Raw genomic sequence first — 18512 nt, forward strand, 5'->3', positions numbered from 1 at the left:
TGGCGCTCCGGCGTACGCGCCGTCGGCGCACCCGGGAAGGCACCGCGCGGGCGCTCGGCGCAGGCCGCGTCGGCCGGGCCCGGCATCGCCGGGCCGTGGGGAGAGGGGAAGAGGCCAGGGCGTGGGTCCCGCTGGTCCGGAGGACCACCCTGGTGGGCCGCCACTGGCTGGACGGCACTGGCCGGGAGGGTTCCCGTGCCAGTTGGTTTCACACGTTGGATTCTTATTCTCCGGAAACACCAGGACTCGCGCTACTCAGGCCTCTCCAGTACCACGGTGGTGACATTCCCGCACGTCAGACGGGTCGGCGACCGTGACGTACAGGCTCGCGGACGCCCGGCCGGAGTACCCCGGCCGTGTAGCGCGGCGAGGCCGGGGCACTCGGCGCGGCGACGGCCGGCCGCTCATGGGCCGCCGCGTTTCACGCAGGAGGTAACGACAATGGGTCACGGCGGAAACGTCATCCAGGAGCTGACCACCGACCACCGCGAGGTCGAGGAGTTCTTCGGCCGTATCGAGGCGCTGCCGTCCGGCTCCAAGGAACGCAAGGATCTCTGCGACCAGGCCACGATCGAGCTGGTCCGCCACTCGGTCGCCGAGGAGGCCTATCTCTACCCGGCCGTGCGCGAGCACCTCACGGGCGGCGACGCCCTGGCCGACAAGGAACTCGAGGACCACGCCAAGGCCGAGCAGATCATGAAGGACCTGGAGGGCTGCCAGGCCGACGATCCGCGGTTCGACACGCTCATGACGCAGCTGATGAGCGAGATCCGGTCCCATGTGGCCGACGAGGAGCAGAACCTCTTCCCGCAGCTCGAGGCGGCCTGTCCCCCGGACGCGCTGATGGACCTCGGCGACAAGGTCCGCCGGGCGAAGAAGATGGCACCTACCCGCCCGCACCCGTCGGCACCGGACACTCCCCCGGCCAACAAGCTGCTGGCCCCCGGCACCGGCCTGGTCGACCGGATGCGCGACGCGCTGTCCGGGCGGGGCAAGTCGAGCTGACCCGGCGGCCGGGGCACGGAGGAGGACGGGTCCGCCGGCCGCCGGGCCGGGGAGCTGTCGGCCGCTGTGGCCCGTCCGCACGGAGGGTGCCGCCCGGTTCGTACGCCGGACGGCACCCTTCGTGTTCAGAGGCAGCCGTGAACCTCGCGCCTTCCAGAGGCAGCCGTGGACCTCACACCGGGTTCAGAGCCACCGGGTGATCCGGGCGCCGGGGGTGGGCCGGGGGCGGGGGCGGGCCGCGCGGCACAGCAGCCGGAACGCCTGGAAGAGCGTGAGCGGCCACAGCAGCGCGAAGCACCACAGCAGCGCGGGGTCCGAGGTGCGCAGGCCCATGACGGCGACGAACACCGACGAGACCCCCAGCAATAGCACCGCCACCGGCAGCCAGACCCCGGGCCGCGCCACGCCCATACGGCGCGCGAACCGCCGGTCCTGCCAGAGGCTCGCCTCGATCTGCAACAGCGCGAGCCGCTCGCCCGCCGACAGCCGTACCTTGTCGTGCATCTCCCACATCTCCCACTCGTCCACGGCGACGCCACCTCCTCGGCCGGTCGGCGGCCTCCCGGTTCCGGGCCACCGAGTTCCCCGGACGGCCCGGCCGATGCGGCGCAGCAAGGAGGTGAGGGTCATGCCCCGGAGCCGGGGATCGCCCCCCCCCCGAGGAGCCACCGTGACCAAGTCCACCGACGGGAAGCCGTCCGAGGAACACCCCCTGTGGCCCTGGGTGGTCCTGGTGGCCGTGGTGGCCGGGGTCGTGATCGTTCTCGTCAACATCCTCATGACGGCGTGACCACGTGACGGCGAGACGGCGAGACGGGTTGATCGCGGGACGGCGTGAAGGCGCTTGCGAGTCGGGCCTGCCCAGGCCGGTCTTCCCGGGAGGCGGGTCCTGTGGGGGCGTCAGGCGCTGCCGCGCCTCAGGCGGTTCCGGTGTCCGCCGATGTGGTGCTACGCGCCTCGCCGGCCTCCCACGATCCGAGTGCCTCCAGCGCGCGGGCCGACGCCGAGCCCGGCTCGGCGTGATAGACCGCCAGGATCTGACCGCCGGAGTCACTGATCGGCAGCTTCTCCCGGCGCAGTTCGAGCAGTCCGGCCCGGGGGTGGCGCAGCCGCATCGTCCCTCCGGCCAGCGGGGTGACGTCGTGCCGGGCCCACAGCCGCCGGAACGTGTCGCTGGCCAGCGACAGCTCACCGACGAGCCGGACGATCCGCGGGTCGTCGACGTCGCTGCCCACGGAAGTGCGGAAGCCGGCGACCATGCCCCTGACCGCCTGCTCCCAGTCGGGGTGAAGGTCCTGCTCGGCGGGGTCGAGGAAGAGCGCACGCAACCGGTTGACACCGGGCCTGATGTTCGGCGACACGGCGGTGGCCAGCCGGTTCGCGGCGAGCACGTCGAACATCCGGCTCTCCACGAACGCCGGGAGGTTGATCGTGTCGAGGAGTTGCCGGATCCCGAGCGGCACCACCTCGCGGCGCGGGCGCCGGGGTGCCGGCGGGCGGGCGGTGGTCAGGCTCAGCAGGTGCTCCGTGGCGGTCGCGTCCAGCCGGAACACCCGTGCCAGGGCCTGCAGCACCTGCGGCGACGGGTTGCGGTCGCGGCCCTGCTCCAGACGAAGGTAGTAGTCGGCGCTGATCCCGGCCAGGGTGGCGACCTCCTCCCGGCGCAGTCCGGGGGTACGGCGCACACCCACGACCGGCAGCCCCGCGTCCGCCGGGTCCGTCAGCTCACGGCGGGCCCGAAGGTACTCCCCCAGCGCGTTCGGCCTGCTCATGCCCACGATCCTACGAGCCGGACGAGAGCGGTGCCTGGTCCTGTCACCCCCAGGATGAGCGGGGCACGACCGGGTCCGCCCCGGGAGCGGAAGGCGGTACGCGTGCGGGGCGGGGGCCGCGTCCGGCGCGTGGGGGCGCGGTCGCCCAGGCGGGGAAAGCCCGTACACGCCTCGAACCACTCCTGCCCGCGGCGCACATGACCTTCGCTGCCGCAAGGCCGATACTGAGGAGCAAGGCTCTGTCCACCTGCCCCACGGCGCGCTCAGGGGGGACCCGATGAACCATCGGCCAAGCCGGCGTTCGGTCGGCATCAGCACCGCCGGAACCCGCTGCGGGCTGCCCCGGACCGCCAGGATCGACGGCCGGCCGCACCCGGCCTGAACAGGAAAGACACCGGTCAGGGGCTCACCTGCTCATCCTTCTGGGAGATAGGCATGAAGATGCTGATCAACGTACCGGAGACGGTCGTGGCGGACGCGCTGCGCGGCATGGCGGCCGCGTACCCCGACCTGAACGTGGACGTCGAGAACCGGGTGATCGTCCGCCGGGACGCCCCCGTGGCCGGGCAGGTCGCTCTCGTGTCGGGCGGTGGCTCCGGGCACGAACCGCTGCACGGCGGGTTCGTCGGCCCGGGCATGCTCTCCGCCGCCTGCCCCGGAGAGGTCTTCACCTCTCCCGTGCCGGACCAGATGGCGCGCGCCGCGGCCGCCGTGGACAGCGGCGCGGGTGTCCTGTTCGTCGTGAAGAACTACACCGGTGACGTGCTGAACTTCGACATGGCGGCCGAGCTGGCCGAGGACGAGGGGATCCAGGTCGCCAAGGTGCTCGTCAACGACGACGTGGCGGTCACCGACAGTCTCTACACGGCCGGCCGGCGGGGTACCGGCGCGACGCTCTTCGTGGAGAAGATCGCGGGCGCCGCCGCGGCCGAGGGACAGCCCCTGGAGCGCGTGGAGTCCATCGGCCGCCAGGTGAACGAGAGGTCCCGCAGCTTCGGTGTGGCGCTCAGCGCCTGTACGACCCCGGCCAAGGGCAGTCCGACCTTCGATCTGCCCGACGGGGAGCTGGAGTTGGGCATCGGCATCCACGGTGAGCCGGGCCGGGAGCGGCGGGCGATGATGACCTCGGGGGAGATCGCCGACTTCGCGGTCAACGCCGTCCTGGAGGACATGCCGCCGAGCAGCCCCGTCCTGGTGCTGGTCAACGGCATGGGCGCGACCCCGCTGCTGGAGCTGTACGGGTTCAACGCCGAGGTGCAGCGGGTGCTCCGCGAGCGCGGCGTCGCCGTGGCCCGCACCCTCGTCGGCAACTACGTCACCTCCCTCGACATGGCGGGCGCCTCGGTGACGCTGTGCCAGGCCGACGAGGAGCTGCTGCGGCTGTGGGACGCGCCGGTGCGGACTCCGGCCCTGCGCTGGGGAATGTGATCCGGAGCAGCGACCTCCGGTCCCGCCGCAAGACCAACAGCCCTACCACGCAAGGAGATCCAGTGCTCGACGCCGATTTCTTCCGCCGTTGGATGATGGCGGTCGCCGCATCCGTCGACCGCGAGGCGGACCGGCTCACCGCCCTCGACTCGGCCATCGGGGACGCCGACCACGGCAGCAATCTGCAGCGCGGGTTCACGGCCGTGGCGGCCACGCTGGAGAAGGAGGCGCCGGACACCCCGGGTGCCGTCCTGACCCTGGCCGGGCGGCAGTTGATCTCGACGGTCGGGGGCGCGTCCGGGCCGCTGTACGGCACCCTGCTGCGCCGGACCGGCAAGGCGCTCGGTGATGCCGCCGAGGTCGACCAGGAGCAGCTGGCCGCGGCGCTGCGCGAGGGCGTGGACGGGGTGATGAAGCTCGGCGGGGCGGCGCCCGGCGACAAGACCATGATCGACGCCCTGGTGCCGGCCGTGGACGCGCTCGCGTCCGGGTTCGCCGCCGCGCGGACCGCCGCGGAGGAGGGCGCAGAGGCCACCACGCCGCTGCAGGCCCGCAAGGGCCGGGCGAGCTATCTGGGCGAGCGCAGCATCGGCCACCAGGACCCGGGCGCGACCTCGTCGGCGCTGCTGATCGCCGCGCTGGCCGACACGGCGGAGGCGGACGGTGAGTGAGGAGAAGCTGGTGGGGATCGTGCTGGTGTCGCACAGCGCGGAGGTGGCCGCCTCGGTCGCCGAGCTGGCCAAGGGCCTGGCGGGCGGGGCGACCGCGGTACCGGTGGCCCCGGCGGGCGGCACCGAGGGCGGCACGCTCGGCACCAGCGCCGAGCTGATCTCGGCCGCGGCGGCGTCGGTGGACCGGGGGGCGGGGGTGGCGGTGCTCACCGACCTGGGCAGCGCCGTGCTCACGGTGAAGGCGCTGCTCGCCGAGGGGGACGAACTGCCGGACGGCACCCGTCTGGTGGACGCGCCGTTCCTCGAGGGCGCGGTGGCCGCGGTGGTCACGGCCGCCGCGGGTGCCGACCTGGACGCGGTCGAGGCCGCGGCGACGGAAGCCTACGGCTACCGGAAGGTGTGACGCTTCCGGAGATCCGGCACCGGGAGGGGACAGGGCGGGTGGCGGGAACCGGTGACAGCCGGTGCCGGTGCCCATGTGGCGGTCTTGGTGAGGCGGCGGGGGTTACGGGTGGGGGTCACCTCTTCCGGATGAAGAGTCTGGCCAGCCGTTCCCCCTCCGCCTCCGCCGCCGCCCGGTCCTGGATGGGGCGGACATGGGAGTCCCGGAAAACGATGTAGGTCACGCCGGAGGGCACCCCGCCGTCGAGCGGGTCGGGCCGGATGCCGAGGCGGCGGGCGGTGTCGTACGAGGCCTCGCCGATGATGTCGCGGGGGCCGGTGTCGCCGACGACCGCGTACTGCACCTTGTCGTGGTAGACGACGGCCGCCACCGAGCCCCCGCGTACGCCGGACGACAGGAAGTTCCAGCGGCGGCTGGGGGCCGGCACCACGACGTAGGGCAGCCTTTCGGCGCTCAGGTGGCGGCCGTCGGACTGCTGGAACGCGGTGGTGTCGGCGAAGACCGGGTCGGTGCGGCGGTTGCAGCGGGCGGAGGGCCGGCCGTCGCAGTCGATGTCCAGATCGGCCTTCCAGAAGACGGCGTCGCGGGTGCCGCAGACGCGGACGGTCGCCCGGCTGTCCGCGTCGGTGCGGTACCGGCCCCGGGACACCTGGCTGCACGCGCCGGCCCTGGCGAGCAGGTCGGCGGCGGTGACCGCGCCTTCTTCACGGGTCACGGGCCGTACGGGCGGCGGCACGGCGGTGGCCGGGGCGGGCACGGCGGTGGCCGGGGCAGGCACGGCGGTGGCCGGGGCAGGCACGGCGGTGGCCGGGGCAGGCACGGCGGTGGCCGGGGCGGGCACGGCCGCCGGGGCGACCAGGGCGGCGCCGGCCGCGGCCAGCGTCAGCGCGGGGACACGCACGATGAGGGACCCTCCGCTGGGGACAAAAGGGACAATGCAGGACACTGTGCTGCCGGATGGGGCATTCGGCCACGGCTGCCACCGCTAAGGGGCCGGATGGAGCAGCCCTTGACACCCCATGAGGGGAGGCGGGGCCGGATGGAGCACGCCCCCGACACCCCGTCAGGCGAAAGCGGGCGGAGGTGGTTCACGGGGCGGCGACGGGAACAACAGGGGCCGGGGATCCGGAACGTGCACCGGACCGGACCCCCGGGCCACCCGTGCCGGCGCGGGATCGGCGACGACAGCGTGTCCGCGCCTCAGGCATGAACTCCCGTTCCCTACAGGGCAGTTCAGCCGCGGAGAGCCAGCATACGTAACGCCCGGGACCGGTCATCAACGCGGCCCCCTTGCTGTGGCCGTGCCGGCCGGGCCATATTGGTCCGGACCTTTACGTGATGCCGAGGCCGTCCGGGAGGGCAGTGCCGTGCGACGCGTTCCCCCTCCGCTCGTCCTGGCCTGCGGGGCGCTGCTGCTGGTCGTGTCCTGCGGCTGGAGCCGGGCCGACGACGGCGAGGGCCGCATGCCGGGCGCACCGGCCGGGGTCACCGCCGCGGCGGGCAGCGCCACGAGCGTGCACGTGATGTGGAACGCGGCGCCCGACGGCTCCGGCGTCCGCTCCTACGAGGTCTACCGCGGCACCACGAAGGTGGCCGAAGTAGCGGGTGCGCAGCACATGGTGGACGTCACCAGGCTCAGGCCGTCCACCAGGTATGCGTTCACCGTGCGGGCCCGGGACACCATGGGCCGGCTCGGACCGCCCAGTCAGGCGGTGCAGGCGCGCACGCCGCCCGTGACGGCGGCCGACCGCTCGGCTCCGACCCGGCCGGGGCGGACCACCGGGCGGGTCGTGGGCAGCCGCGCGGTCCAGCTGTCCTGGGGCGCGTCCCGGGACGACCGGGGCGTGGTGTCGTACGACGTGTACCAGGGCGGAGCGAAGATCCACAGCGTCGGCGGGAACCAGACCGCCACCGTCGTCACCGGGTTGCGCCCCGGCGGCCGCTACGTCTTCACCGTGCGGGCCCGGGACGCCGCCGACAACCTGTCCCCCGCCGGCGCTCCGGTCCGGCTCACCACGCCGGGCAGCGACGACGGCCGGAACACGGCGCCCACCGGCTTCACCGCCGCCACCCGCCTTTCCGGCGGCGCCTACTACATCGACCTCGCCTGGGACCCGCCACCGGCGGACGGTGTGATCACCGAGTACCAGATCCAGCTGGACGGCACCACGGCCACCTCGCTCGTCTGGGGCGGCACGCCGCCGCGCGGCCGGGCCCACCACAGCTTCTACGCGGGCGCCTCGGCCGGGGAGCGGCACCGGGTACGGCTACGGGCGCGGCTGCCCGACGGCACCTGGGGCGGCTACTCGGCCGAGCGGACGGTGACCACGGGCGGCTGACGGCGGCACCGTTCCACCGCGGGCCCGCCGGCGGTCCCCGGCACCGGCGGACCGCCCGCAGAACCCCCCGGCCGAGGACCGGGCAGCCACCGCGTACCGACGGAGCGACAGCAGCCCCCTGCCGGCGGGCCGTCGGCGGACGCCCTGCACCGGACGCGGGAACCCGTCACCTGACCGGGTCCCTCCCGCGTGCGCCCGTGCCCGGCGGGGCGTTGGCTGCGTTTGAGGCAGCACGGGCGTTTCCCGACCCTCGGCGGCGCATGGGACGTACCGCCAACCGTGCCGCCGGAGGGCCAGCCCATGCACAACTCGCGACTCCTGCTCCGCTCCGGCCTGACCCTGGCAGCCGCCGCCGCGCTCCCGGCCGCGCTCGCCGGGCCGTCCGCCGCGGCCTCGGGCATCTCCGTCAGCACCACCGGCACCACGGTCTCGGTGGTCACCAGCGCGTGCACCCAGATCAACGGCAGCTGGGGAACCGCGGCCCTGCTCACCAGCAGCCAGGCGAACTTCTCCCAGGGCCGGCAGACGCCCCTGGCCGGCACGTCCGTGAGCCAGTCCGCGGCCTGGACGGGGGTGAGCCCCGGGACGTACACCGTGGTCGTGGTCTGCTCCAGCGGCAGCACCGCGGGCAGCCAGTCGGTGGTCGTCTCCGCGTCCAGCAGACCGACGATCGCGACGACGTCCAGGGCCAGCGCGGCTCCCGCGACGACGACCGGGGCCGGCGCGGCTCCGTCCCGGGGCGTGATGGGCGGTCTCGGCGGCGCCGCCCGCGACTACGGCCCCCTGACCCTGGGCGTCGGCGCGGCCCTGGTCGGCGCCGGGGTCGTGGCCACGGGCTGGGTCCTGCGCCGCCGCTCGAAGCCGTACCGGCTCTGAGCGTCCGTAGCGGTTCAGGGGCGGACCACCACCGGCAGTTCAGTGGCGGACCACCACCGGCACCGGAGCGGACGTACGGCCCCCGAAGGGGGAGGTACCGGCTCCGGTGCCTGCGCGCCGATGCCGATGCCGAGGCGGCGTAGGGCTCCTGCGCCTGCGTACCGGATCAGCGCGCGTCGTCCGCTCCGCTCCCGTTCCCGTCCGCCCCGGGCAGTTCGCCGAACTCCGTCAGGGCGTGGGTCAGCCACTGGGTCCAGAAGGTCTCCAGGTCGATCCCCGCCCGCAGGACCAGGTGACGCAAGCGGTCCTGCGGGGCGTCCCGGTCCGGCGGGAAGTCCCGCTCCTCGATCTCCCGGTACTTCGCCAGCTGCCGCCGGTGCAGCTCCAGATGACGGCTCAGGTCGGACTCCAGGCCCTCCGTGCCGACCACGGCCGCCGCGCGCAGCCGCAGCAGGAGCGGGTCCCGCATGGTCTTCGGGTCCTGCGCGGCGGCGGTCCAGCGGGCCAGTTCGGCGCGGCCCGCGGGCAGGACCTCGTAGCTCTTCTTCTGCCCACGGGCCGGCTGCTCGGCCGGCAGCGTGCGGATGAAGCCCTCGGCCTCCAGTTTCCCCAGCTCGCGATAGATCTGCTGGTGCGTCGCGGACCAGAAGTAGCCGATCGACTTGTCGAACCGGCGGGTCAGCTCCAGTCCCGACGACGGCTTTTCCAGCAGGGCGGTGAGAATCGCGTGCGGGAGTGACATGGGCTCATCCTAGGGAGGGGCTCGTCCCGGGGACGGGCCCCGGCCGTCACAGCGCCGCCGCCAGCTCCGTACCCTGCTTGATCGCCCGCTTGGCGTCCAGCTCGGCCGCGACGTCCGCGCCGCCGATCAGGTGCGTGCTGCGTCCGGCGGCGACCAGCTCCTCGTACAGGTCGCGGCGCGGCTCCTGGCCGGTGCAGAGCACCACCGTGTCGACCTCCAGGACGGTGCTCTCCTCGCCCACGGTGATGTGCAGGCCGGCGTCGTCGATCCGGTCGTAGCGCACGCCCGGCACCATGGTCACGCCCCGGTGCTTCAGCTCGGTGCGGTGGATCCAGCCGGTGGTCTTGCCGAGTCCGGCGCCGACCTTGGTGGACTTGCGCTGGAGCAGGTGGACCTGACGCGGCGGCGCCGGCCGCTCGGGGGCCGCGAGGCCGCCGGGCGCCTGGTAGGCCGTGTCGACGCCCCAGTGGCGGAAGTACGTCTCCGGGTCCTCGCTCGCCTTGTCGCCGCCGTCGGTGAGGTACTCGGCGACGTCGAAGCCGATGCCGCCGGCGCCGAGGATCGCGACGCGGTCGCCGACGCGGGCGCCGTCGCGCAGCACGTCGAGGTAGCCGACGACGCGGGGGTGGTCGACGCCGGGGATGTCCGGGGTGCGCGGGGTGACGCCGGTGGCGACGACGACCTCGTCGAAGTCGGCCAGGTCGCCGGCCTCCACCCAGGTGTCGAGGCGGACGTCGACGCCGTGGGCGTCGAGCTGGTGGCGGAAGTAGCGCAGGGTCTCGTCGAACTCCTGCTTGCCGGGCACCTTGCGGGCGACGTTGAGCTGGCCGCCGATCTCGCTCGCCGCGTCGAACAGCGTGACGTCGTGGCCGCGTTCGGCGGCGCTCACCGCACAGGCCAGACCGGCCGGTCCGGCGCCCACGACGGCGACGCGCTTCTTCAGCCGCGTCGGGGACAGCACCAGTTCCGTCTCGTGGCAGGCGCGCGGGTTGACCAGGCAGGAGGTGATCTGGAGGTTGAACGTGTGGTCGAGGCAGGCCTGGTTGCAGCCGATGCAGGTGTTGATGGCCTCGGGCGTCCCGGCGGCGGCCTTGGCGACGAAGTCGGGGTCGGCGAGCATCGGGCGGGCCATCGACACCATGTCCGCGTAGCCCCCGGCCAGCAGCTCCTCCGCCAGTTCGGGGGTGTTGATGCGGTTGGTGGTCACCAGCGGCACGGACACCTCCCCCATGATCTTCTTGGTGACCCAGGCATAGGCGCCGCGCGGCACGGAGGTGGCGATGGTGGGGATGCGGGCCTCGTGCCAGCCGATGCCGGTGTTGATGATCGTCGCCCCGGCGGCCTCGACGGCCTTGCCGAGAGCGATCACCTCCTTGAGGGAGGAGCCGCCCGGGACCAGGTCCAGCATGGACAGCCGGTAGATGATGATGAAGTCCTCGCCGACGGCCTCCCGCACCCGCTTGACGATCTCGACGGGGAACCGCATCCGGTTCTCGTACGATCCGCCCCAGCGGTCCTCGCGGTGGTTGGTCGGGGCGGCGATGAACTCGTTGATCAGGTAGCCCTCGGAGCCCATGATCTCCACGCCGTCGTAGCCGGCCTGCCGGGCGAGGCGGGCGGCGCGGGCGTAGTCGTCGATGGTCCGCTCGACGTCGGCGTCGGTCATCTCGTTCGGCACGAAGGGGCTGATCGGGGCCTGGAGGGCGGTCGGCGCGACCAGGTCCTTGTGGTAGGCGTACCGGCCGAAGTGCAGGATCTGCATCGCGATCCGTCCGCCCTCGCGGTGCACGGCCTCGGTGACGGTCCGGTGCTGCTCGGCCTCCGCCTCGGTGGTGAGCTTGGCGCCGCCCTCGTAGGGCCGTCCCTCGTCGTTGGGCGCGATGCCGCCGGTGACGATGAGGCCCACTCCCCCGCGTGCGCGGGCCGCGTAGAACGCCGCCATCCGCTCGAAGCCGCGCTCGGCCTCCTCCAGGCCGACGTGCATCGAGCCCATGAGCACGCGATTGGGCAGGGTGGTGAAGCCCAGATCGAGCGGGGTCATCAGGTGCGGGTATCGGCTCATCGGGCCCTCCGTGCGCGGTGTCGTCGCCTCTTGTTGTAGAGGAAGCAGCACTCTTTATGCAACTAGTTGCACAACCGCCGGGGGGTGACTCCAGCCACTCTGTAACTACTAGTATGTACACTCAGTTGAGCCCGAACAGCCGCCTGGAAGGACGCCCTGCCATGCCCTTCGTCCGCATCGACACTCTCGGTACCGACCCCGCCCGTCTCGACGCGCTCGGCCAGGCCGTCCAGGACGCGCTCGTGGAGAGCCTCGGCATCCCGCCCGAGGACCGCTTCCAGGTGCTGACCGGCCACGACGGCGTGACCGGCACCCTGCGCCACGGCGACTACCCCGGCATCCACCGCGACGACTCGCTGGTGTTCGTCGCGATCACCCTGCGGGCCGGACGCGACGCGGACCTCAAGCGGGCGATGTACCGGCGGATCGCCGAGCTGGTGCACGAGCGCACGGGCACCGAGCCGCGCAACGTCTTCGTCACCCTGACCGAGAACGGTTCCGCCGACTGGTCCTTCGGCCACGGGCTGGCACAGTACGCCCCGGCCGACGGCGAGCCGGCCGGGGCGCTGCCCGAAAGGCCCTAGGCCTCTCGTTCGCGGTTCAGCGGCTTTCCAGGCGCAGGTGCAGGTCCCGCTCCTGGTCGCCGGAGGCCGTGCAGGTCTCCTGCACGGTGAACATCGAGTCCAGGGTGTGGCGGAACCGTTCCACCGCCCAGTAGCTGCCCTGGACGTCCGCCTGGACGGGCGAGTCGAGGTGGACCGGCGGGCAGCCGGGCCCTCGGGCGTCCGCCACGTCATAGGTGCCGAGCCACACCATCGGACGGGTCTCGTGGAGCTGCTGGGGCACTTCCTCGGGAGCCCGGTCGGAGGCGAAGCAGGCGCTGAGCGCTTCGAAGACGAGCCGGGCGTCGTCCTTGGAATATCCGCTGATCTCCACCGAGACGGTTTCCGGATGCGACCGCTCCGTGTCTGCCATGATCGCTCCTTTCGTGGCCGCGCTGCGGTGGAACGGGGGTACCCCGCCGAACCGCGTCCATCCCCAGCAAAGCACCACCGGACGCCGCGCACACCTCAGCCGCACGCGATCCGCGGCCTTCGGCCGCGCTCGCGGGCCCGGGCCTCGCGCGGCCGTTCCGGCCGTGCGCGTGCCCGCTCCCGGCCGGCCCTCAGCCACGCGAGAACTTGTACGTCTTGCTGTCCGTGAGCACACAGAAGCCGGGGGACACCACGATCACGCGCAGGATGCCGCTGCGGCGGTCGTAGTCGATGCCCTCCGCCTCGAAGGCGCCCGAGCAGGAGCTGCGCAGCGGCAGCTGACGCAGGGCGGTGACGTGCCCGGAGACGTCCGCCGTGCCGTTCGGCGCGGCCGAGAGGTCGATCTGGAGCAGCGGCTTGGTGAGGCCGAAGAGGCTGCCCTCGGGGTCGTCCGAGGAGCACAGGAGGGTGGCCGGGCCGGAGAAGTCGCAGCCCTGGACGTCGCGGACCGCGTGGTCCAGGCGGACGGCCGAGACCTGCGGGAGGTTCGCCGAGGGGGAGGTGGACGGGTTGACGCCCGGGGTCGGGAAGACCAGCAGGCGGGTCATCGTGCCCCACTCGCCGGACAGCATCCACTGGCCGTCGGGCGAGACGGCGGCCCAGGAGTTGTTCAGCGCCTCGCCCGCGCCGAGCGTGTGGACGTACTCCGACCAGGCGCCGCCGGGCGCCTGCACGCGGTACATCTTCGAGTTGCCGGAGTCCCGCTGGTAGGGCTCGATGTAGTAGCCGTTGTACGAGGCGTCGGGGTCGCCGACGTGGTTCCAGCCGCGGCTGGAGACGCCGAAGGGGATCGTGCCGATGCCGGTGTACCGGTTGGGGCTGTTCGCCGGGACCTCCACCGAGGCCAGGCCCTGGCTCTCGGTCAGCGGGTCGGCGCGGTCGGAGCCGGTCTCCGTCCAGGTGCCGGCCGCGCCGGCGGGCGGGGCCGCGGCGAGGGACACGACTGCGGCGGTGGCGAGGGTGACGAGTCCGGCGAGGACTGCGTGACAACGTTGCCGGGTGGACGCGGGCATGGCGGACTCCTCGAAGGGGTGGTGAGTACGCGGGGTGCGCGGGCGGGGACACTCGGTCGGCGGACAGTCTGGCGTGGCGCGATAGTCATGTACAGGCCAATGCAGCAACATGAGCGTGAACTCTCACGGTCCGCGGGACGGCGCTGTACGGTCTCGGCAGGAGCCCCCGCGGCGCCCCACCGGCGCGGCGACTTCGGCGACGCCCGCGGCCGTGTTGAGAGATGGTGGAGACAGACGGCGAAGGCGTCGGAGAGTCGGGTGTGAGCGCGATAGAACAAGGGGAGTCGGCACGGGGGACGACGTGCCGTGCGAACGGGCGAAGGCGGTGCGTGGCATGAGTGCAGCCGAGGCTCCGGTGGCGGAGAGCGGCGAGCCGGCGCGCGGTCCGGTGCGTCCCAGCGGCCTGCTCGACGTGCTGCGCGTGGCGTCGGTGGTGCTGGACACCGACGGCCGGATCGTGCTGTGGAGCCCGCAGGCGGAGGAGCTCTTCGGGTACACCGCGCAGGAGGCCCTCGGCCAGTACGCCGCCCGGCTGATGGTGCACGAACGGCACATCCAGCAGGTCGGCAAGCTCTTCGCCGACGTGATGCGCACCGGGCAGAGCTGGGCCGGCGGCTTCCCGGTGCGGCACAAGGACGGCACGACCCGTCTGGTGGAGTTCCGCAACATGCGGCTGCTGGACGACCGGGGCGACGTCTACGCGCTCGGGCTGGCCGCCGACCAGTCGACCGTACGGCGGCTGGAGCAGGACGTGGCGCTGTCCGAGCGGATGGTGCAGCAGTCCCCGATCGGCTACGCCGTGCTCGACACCGACGTGCGGTTCGTCTCCGTCAATCCGGCCCTGGAGAGGATCAACGGCGTGCCGGCCGCCGACCACGTGGGCAGATCGCTGCCCGAGGTGCTGCCGCTGCTGAACGCCCAGGCGCTGGAGGCGGCAGCCCGGGGGGTGCTGGAGACGGGGGTGCCGCTGATCGGCGGCACGCTCGTCGGCCGTACCCCGGCCGACCCGGACCGGGACCACACCTGGTCGCACTCGATGTACCGGCTGGAGGACGTCCTCGGCAACGTGCTCGGGGTGGCCGTGTCGCTGGTCGACATCACCGAGCAGCACCGGGCCTCCGTGGAGGCGGAGGCCGCGCGGCGCCGGCTCGCGGTCATCGCCGACGCCTCCGCCCGGATCGGCACGACGCTGGAACTGGAACGCACCGCCTCCGAGCTGGCCGAGGTCGCCGTGCCGGAACTGGCGGACGTGGCGGCCGTGGACCTGCTGGACGCGGTGGTCGAGGGCCGGCCCAGCACGCTGGGCCCCTCGGAGTCCGCGGTGATCCGGGCGCTCGCCCTGCGCCCGGAGGAGGGCTCGGACGCCGTACGGGCCGCCGACACGCCCGGCCAGATCGCCCGGTACGCGCCCGACCGTCTGGTCACCGAGTGCGTGCGCACCGGCGAGGCGGTGCTGGTGCCGCAGGTGAAGGACGAGGACCTGCCGCGCATCGCCCGCTCCGCCGAGGCGGCGGTGCTGCTCGGCCGGGCGGGTCTGCACTCGTACCTCGCGGTGCCGCTGATCGCGCGCGGCCAGGTGCTGGGCGCGCTCGATCTCAAGCGCACCCGCAACCCGGCCCCCTTCGACGAGGACGACGTCCTGCTGGCGCGCGAGCTGGCCGCCCGGGCGGCCGTGCAGATCGACAACGCGCGCTGGTACCAGAACGCCCGCAACACCGCGCTCACGCTGCAGCGCAGCCTGCTGCCCAGTCATCCTCCGGTCACCACGGGTCTGGAGGTGGCCTCCCGCTACCAGCCGGCCGGCGCCACCAGCGAGGTCGGCGGCGACTGGTTCGACGTCATTCCGCTGGAGGGGGACAAGACCGCGCTCGTCGTCGGTGACGTGATGGGCAGTGGGGTCAGCGCGGCCGCCACGATGGGCCGGCTGCGCACCGCTACGACCACCCTGGCCGCCCTCGACCTCGATCCGGCCCGGCTGCTGGAGCACCTGGACAAGACGACCTCGGCCCTGGACCACTCCATCGCGACCTGCGTCTACGCCGTCCACGACCCGCATCTGCGCCAGTGCCGGATCGCCAACGCGGGCCATCTGCCCCCGGCCCGGGTACGGCCCGGCCGCCCGCCGGAACTGCTCGACCTGCCGACCGGCGTGCCGCTGGGGGTGGGCGGGGTCGGCTTCCTCACCGTCACGGTCGACTTCGAACCCGGCGACGAGCTGGTGTTCTACACCGACGGGCTGGTGGAGACCCGCCGCCATTCGCTGGACGAGCGCCTGGCCTTCCTGCTGTCGCTGCTCGACGACCCCGCCCGCCCCCTGGAGGATGTCTGCGACCACCTCCTGCGCACGCTGCACCACCCGGACAACCACGACGACGTGGCCCTGCTCATCGCCCGGGCGCAGCACCTGCCGTAGTCGCCGCGCGCGCCCGGGTTCACGGCGAGGGCCGTACGCCGATCACGACATGGGCGTGCAGCTCGTGCGACACCGCCAGACGGGTCGTCAGGCCCGCGGCGGTGAACGTCTCCACGGCCGCCCGGGCCTGGCGTTCGCTGGTCTCGGTCAGCAGGCAGCCGCCGGGGGCCAGCCAGTCGGTGGCCCCGGCGGCCACCCGGCGCAGCACGTCGAGGCCGTCGGCGCCGCCGTCCAGCGCGACCAGCGGCTCGTGGTCGCGGGCCTCCGCCGGGAGCAGGGCCACTTCGGCGGTGGGGACGTAGGGCACGTTGGCCGTCAGGACGCCCACACGGCCGCGCAGGGCCGGGGGCAGGGCCTCGTACAGGTCGCCCTGGTGGGTCCGGCCGCCGAAGGCGGCGAGGTTGCGGCGGGCACAGCGCACGGCGGCCGGGTCGATGTCGGCGGCGTGCACCTCGGCGCCGTCCAGGGCATGGGCGAGGGCCGCGCCGAGCGCGCCGGAACCGCAGCACAGGTCGACGACGACGGTCGCGTGCGGCGCCGCCGCCAGCGCCTGGTCGACCAGGAACTCGGTACGACGGCGGGGGACGAACACCCCTTGTTCCACGGTGACGCGCAGCCCGTGGAACTCGGCCCAGCCGAGGACCTGTTCGAGCGGCAGTCCGGCGGCGCGCCGGTCCACCATGCCGGCCGCCTCCTCGGGGGTACGGGCGGTGGCGAGGATCAACTCGGCCTCGTCCTCGGCGAAGACGCAGCCCGCGGCGCGCAGCACGGAGACGATCGCGGGCAAGGTGAGCGGTGCGGGAGCGGGCATGGAAGCCGAAGCCTTTCGGGAGCGCGAGAACGTCAGGGCGCTCCCGCGGTCACCGCTGCCGGTGTACCGCGTCGTCACGAGAAGAGAGCACCCCGGCCGACACAGCGGTGATGGTTCCCACCTCCTCGCACAGGGGCCGCGAACGTCCGCGGCCGCTCGGGCACTTTACCCCACGGCCCGGGCCGCCGGTGATCCGCCCGAGGGCGGCACTCGGTCCCGTCGCCCGGGCCGTTCGGCGCCGCGCCGCCCTGGTGGGCGTTCCGGTCCGGGGTGCCGCCGCGCCGGCCACGGCGTGACGGCCGGCCGGCGAACCGGCCCCCGTGCACGCCGAGTCGGGATGCCGGCGCAGGCTTCAGACGGCGACCGTCTCCTCCAGCTCCTCCTCCGCCTCCTCCGTGGCGGCCGGCCGGGCGTCGCGCTCGGGCTCGGGCCGGGGCCGGGCGGCCGCCCGGTGGGGGCGGCCGGTGCGCTCGTAGAGGGCGGCGGCCGCGGTCAGCACGGCGCCGGCCAGCAGCCACACCGCGAGGGTCCACACGTGCCGGGCGAGGCCGTCGCCGTCGAAGTACAGCAGGCTGCGCAGGCCCTCGACGAAGCCGGCACCGTTCCAGAAGGCGTGCAGGGTGCCGAAGAACCCGTTCTGCAGCTCGGGCCGGAACAACCCGCCGGAACTGGTGAAGTTCAGCATCACGAACAGCACCATCATGGTCAGGGTGGTCCACCGCTTCAGGAACGTGTGGAGGCCGACGCCGACGACGAGGATGCCCGCCGAGTACAGCCAGGCCATGCCCCACACGCCCGCGAGGTCGTGGTGGGCGAGGTGGAACACCGGCCCGGCGAGCACCGCGCCGATGCCGCTCACCACCGCGGCGACGCCGACGGCGAGCAGCGCCCGGACCCGCATCGCGAGACCCGCACCCGCGGCGCCGAGCGCGGCGACCGAGGCGTAGGAACCGATGCTGACCGCGATCAGCAGGAAGAACAGGCCCTGCCCGGTGGGGTCGTCGGCGACCGGCTCGGCGACGTCGGTGACCGTCAGCGGCAGGCCCTCGGCGGCGGCGACGGGCGTGAACACCTTCTCCACGGCCGTGGCGCCCATGTCGGAGGCGGCGCTCGCCACCAGCAGTTCGGGGGCGCGGGTGCTCGGCACATAGGCGCCGGTCACCTCGCGGGACCTGAGCAGGCCGACGGCGTCCGCGCGGGTGGCCACCGTACGGACGTCGAGCCGGTCCCCCGCGGTGTCCTTGACCGTCTGTGCGAAAACCTTGGCCTTCGGGGCGCTGCCGACGACGGCGACCGGCAGGTGGTGCGGCTCGGGGGTGACGAACGCCCCCATGTAGGCGAGCCCCATGCCCAGGCACATCAGCAGCGGGGTGATCAGGTGCATGAGCACATGGCGCAGTGCCGGTGACCTCATCGTGCGCGGCCCTCCAAAGGTTGGCTTATACAACTCTCACTTCAAGTTGTACTATACAACTACACCGTCGGAGGAGGAATTCCCGTGAGCGCAGCGGAGTCGGCCGTCGAGACGATCCAGCGCGAGATGACCATCTTCGCGCGCCGGGCCCGCGCCTCGGCGGGCCGCATGCACCCCGAGCTGTCCCTGGTGTCGTACACCCTGCTCGGCCATCTGGAGGAGCGCGGCGGCTGCCGGGCCACGGACCTGGCGGCCCACTACGCCCTGGACAAGTCCACGGTGAGCCGCCAGGTGGGGACGCTGGAGCGGGCGGGCCTGATCGAGCGCCGGGTGGACCCGGAGGACCACCGGGTGCAGGTTCTGCACCTGACGGAGGCAGGGGAGGAGATCCTCGCCCAGGTCACCCGCAGCCGCCGGGCCGCCTTCCGGGAGCGGCTCGCGGACTGGCCCGCGGACGACCTGGTGCGGTTCGCCGCCTACCTGGAGCGGTACAACGCGGGGCCGGCTGGCGCCGACACGGAGTGAGGGC

The 18512-nt window shown here is 73.4% G+C and carries 18 protein-coding genes; 9 read left to right on the forward strand and 9 right to left on the reverse strand.

The window, feature by feature from the left end; genetic code table 11:
- The first annotated feature begins 441 nt into the window (after positions 1–441).
- Positions 442–1005, forward strand: a complete 564-nt coding sequence (locus tag FHS34_RS05600) for a hemerythrin domain-containing protein (RefSeq protein WP_184961761.1) — start codon at positions 442–444, stop codon at positions 1003–1005.
- A 183-nt stretch (positions 1006–1188) separates the two neighbouring features.
- On the opposite strand, the gene FHS34_RS05605 is transcribed toward FHS34_RS05600, so the two are convergent.
- Both FHS34_RS05605 and FHS34_RS05610 read right to left on the reverse strand, forming a co-directional pair.
- On the reverse strand, positions 1189–1533 hold the full coding sequence (locus FHS34_RS05605) for a DUF3040 domain-containing protein (protein ID WP_184961763.1): 345 nt from the start codon (positions 1531–1533) through the stop codon (positions 1189–1191).
- Positions 1534–1922: 389 nt separating this feature from the next.
- Positions 1923–2777: a helix-turn-helix domain-containing protein gene (locus FHS34_RS05610; RefSeq protein WP_184961765.1), complete on the reverse strand. Its 855-nt coding sequence runs from the start codon at positions 2775–2777 to the stop codon at positions 1923–1925.
- Positions 2778–3212: 435 nt separating this feature from the next.
- On the opposite strand from FHS34_RS05610, the gene dhaK reads away from it, so the two are divergent.
- The 3 genes from dhaK (at position 3213) to FHS34_RS05625 (ending at position 5279) form a co-directional block, all read left to right on the forward strand.
- Positions 3213–4205, forward strand: coding sequence for a dihydroxyacetone kinase subunit DhaK (dhaK, locus tag FHS34_RS05615; protein WP_184961767.1), 993 nt, complete (start codon positions 3213–3215; stop codon positions 4203–4205).
- Positions 4206–4267: 62 nt separating this feature from the next.
- The gene (gene dhaL, locus FHS34_RS05620; RefSeq protein WP_184961769.1) at positions 4268–4876 is read left to right on the forward strand and encodes a dihydroxyacetone kinase subunit DhaL; all 609 of its coding nucleotides are present in this window, start codon (positions 4268–4270) and stop codon (positions 4874–4876) included.
- Positions 4869–5279 carry a PTS-dependent dihydroxyacetone kinase phosphotransferase subunit DhaM gene (locus FHS34_RS05625; protein ID WP_184961771.1) on the forward strand — a complete coding sequence of 137 codons (411 nt, stop codon included), beginning with the start codon at positions 4869–4871 and terminating at the stop codon, positions 5277–5279. Before dhaL ends, FHS34_RS05625 begins: the two co-directional genes overlap by 8 nt.
- Positions 5280–5394: 115 nt before the next feature.
- Here the strand turns inward: FHS34_RS05625 and FHS34_RS05630 are convergent, their stop codons facing one another.
- Positions 5395–6180, reverse strand: a complete 786-nt coding sequence (locus FHS34_RS05630; protein WP_184961773.1) for a glycoside hydrolase family 75 protein — start codon at positions 6178–6180, stop codon at positions 5395–5397.
- Positions 6181–6646: 466 nt separating this feature from the next.
- Between FHS34_RS05630 and FHS34_RS05635 the strand changes: the two genes are divergently transcribed.
- Together FHS34_RS05635 and FHS34_RS05640 are read left to right on the forward strand one after the other, a co-directional pair.
- Positions 6647–7618 carry a fibronectin type III domain-containing protein gene (locus FHS34_RS05635; protein ID WP_184961775.1) on the forward strand — a complete coding sequence of 324 codons (972 nt, stop codon included), beginning with the start codon at positions 6647–6649 and terminating at the stop codon, positions 7616–7618.
- 300 nt (positions 7619–7918) lie between these two features.
- Positions 7919–8494: a hypothetical protein gene (locus tag FHS34_RS05640; RefSeq protein WP_184961777.1), complete on the forward strand. Its 576-nt coding sequence runs from the start codon at positions 7919–7921 to the stop codon at positions 8492–8494.
- Between the two features lie 166 nt (positions 8495–8660).
- Here the strand turns inward: FHS34_RS05640 and FHS34_RS05645 are convergent, their stop codons facing one another.
- The gene (locus FHS34_RS05645) at positions 8661–9236 is read right to left on the reverse strand and encodes a PadR family transcriptional regulator (RefSeq protein WP_184961779.1); all 576 of its coding nucleotides are present in this window, start codon (positions 9234–9236) and stop codon (positions 8661–8663) included.
- 46 nt (positions 9237–9282) lie between these two features.
- Complete coding sequence (locus FHS34_RS05650; protein WP_184961781.1) at positions 9283–11298, reverse strand: NADPH-dependent 2,4-dienoyl-CoA reductase; 2016 nt, start codon at positions 11296–11298, stop codon at positions 9283–9285.
- A 161-nt stretch (positions 11299–11459) separates the two neighbouring features.
- Here FHS34_RS05650 and FHS34_RS05655 point away from each other — a divergent pair, with 161 nt between their 5' ends.
- The gene (locus FHS34_RS05655; protein ID WP_184961783.1) at positions 11460–11882 is read left to right on the forward strand and encodes a tautomerase family protein; all 423 of its coding nucleotides are present in this window, start codon (positions 11460–11462) and stop codon (positions 11880–11882) included.
- Positions 11883–11898: 16 nt separating this feature from the next.
- Here the strand turns inward: FHS34_RS05655 and FHS34_RS05660 are convergent, their stop codons facing one another.
- Positions 11899–12273 (reverse strand): hypothetical protein, encoded by a 375-nt coding sequence (locus FHS34_RS05660; RefSeq protein ID WP_184961785.1) that lies wholly within the window; start codon positions 12271–12273, stop codon positions 11899–11901.
- Positions 12274–12463: 190 nt separating this feature from the next.
- The gene (locus tag FHS34_RS05665) at positions 12464–13345 is read right to left on the reverse strand and encodes a hypothetical protein (protein WP_184961787.1); all 882 of its coding nucleotides are present in this window, start codon (positions 13343–13345) and stop codon (positions 12464–12466) included.
- Between the two features lie 334 nt (positions 13346–13679).
- Here FHS34_RS05665 and FHS34_RS05670 point away from each other — a divergent pair, with 334 nt between their 5' ends.
- Positions 13680–15758 carry a SpoIIE family protein phosphatase gene (locus tag FHS34_RS05670; RefSeq protein WP_184961789.1) on the forward strand — a complete coding sequence of 693 codons (2079 nt, stop codon included), beginning with the start codon at positions 13680–13682 and terminating at the stop codon, positions 15756–15758.
- Between the two features lie 19 nt (positions 15759–15777).
- Here the strand turns inward: FHS34_RS05670 and FHS34_RS05675 are convergent, their stop codons facing one another.
- Positions 15778–16569, reverse strand: a complete 792-nt coding sequence (locus FHS34_RS05675; RefSeq protein ID WP_184961791.1) for a putative protein N(5)-glutamine methyltransferase — start codon at positions 16567–16569, stop codon at positions 15778–15780.
- A gap of 352 nt (positions 16570–16921) precedes the next feature.
- The gene (locus tag FHS34_RS05680; protein WP_184961793.1) at positions 16922–17983 is read right to left on the reverse strand and encodes an ABC-2 transporter permease; all 1062 of its coding nucleotides are present in this window, start codon (positions 17981–17983) and stop codon (positions 16922–16924) included.
- Positions 17984–18109: 126 nt separating this feature from the next.
- On the opposite strand from FHS34_RS05680, the gene FHS34_RS05685 reads away from it, so the two are divergent.
- Complete coding sequence (locus tag FHS34_RS05685; protein WP_221508652.1) at positions 18110–18508, forward strand: MarR family winged helix-turn-helix transcriptional regulator; 399 nt, start codon at positions 18110–18112, stop codon at positions 18506–18508.
- Positions 18509–18512 lie beyond the last annotated feature (4 nt).

Origin of the sequence: Streptomyces echinatus, from assembly GCF_014203595.1 — a bacterium.
Lineage (GTDB): Bacteria > Actinomycetota > Actinomycetes > Streptomycetales > Streptomycetaceae > Streptomyces > Streptomyces echinatus.

Excerpts from the sequence above, each read along its gene's own strand:
- FHS34_RS05645 (WP_184961779.1), bottom strand. The coding sequence starts at position 9,236 with ATGTCACTCCCGCACGCGATTCTCACCGCCCTGCTGGAAAAGCCGTCG.
- FHS34_RS05610 (WP_184961765.1), bottom strand. The coding sequence starts at position 2,777 with ATGAGCAGGCCGAACGCGCTGGGGGAGTACCTTCGGGCCCGCCGTGAG.
- FHS34_RS05660 (WP_184961785.1), bottom strand. The coding sequence starts at position 12,273 with ATGGCAGACACGGAGCGGTCGCATCCGGAAACCGTCTCGGTGGAGATC.
- FHS34_RS05650 (WP_184961781.1), bottom strand. The coding sequence starts at position 11,298 with ATGAGCCGATACCCGCACCTGATGACCCCGCTCGATCTGGGCTTCACC.
- FHS34_RS05685 (WP_221508652.1), top strand. The coding sequence starts at position 18,110 with ATGACCATCTTCGCGCGCCGGGCCCGCGCCTCGGCGGGCCGCATGCAC.
- FHS34_RS05665 (WP_184961787.1), bottom strand. The coding sequence starts at position 13,345 with ATGCCCGCGTCCACCCGGCAACGTTGTCACGCAGTCCTCGCCGGACTC.
- dhaK (WP_184961767.1), top strand. The coding sequence starts at position 3,213 with ATGAAGATGCTGATCAACGTACCGGAGACGGTCGTGGCGGACGCGCTG.
- FHS34_RS05670 (WP_184961789.1), top strand. The coding sequence starts at position 13,680 with ATGAGTGCAGCCGAGGCTCCGGTGGCGGAGAGCGGCGAGCCGGCGCGC.
- FHS34_RS05675 (WP_184961791.1), bottom strand. The coding sequence starts at position 16,569 with ATGCCCGCTCCCGCACCGCTCACCTTGCCCGCGATCGTCTCCGTGCTG.
- FHS34_RS05680 (WP_184961793.1), bottom strand. The coding sequence starts at position 17,983 with ATGAGGTCACCGGCACTGCGCCATGTGCTCATGCACCTGATCACCCCG.
- FHS34_RS05640 (WP_184961777.1), top strand. The coding sequence starts at position 7,919 with ATGCACAACTCGCGACTCCTGCTCCGCTCCGGCCTGACCCTGGCAGCC.
- FHS34_RS05655 (WP_184961783.1), top strand. The coding sequence starts at position 11,460 with ATGCCCTTCGTCCGCATCGACACTCTCGGTACCGACCCCGCCCGTCTC.
- FHS34_RS05600 (WP_184961761.1), top strand. The coding sequence starts at position 442 with ATGGGTCACGGCGGAAACGTCATCCAGGAGCTGACCACCGACCACCGC.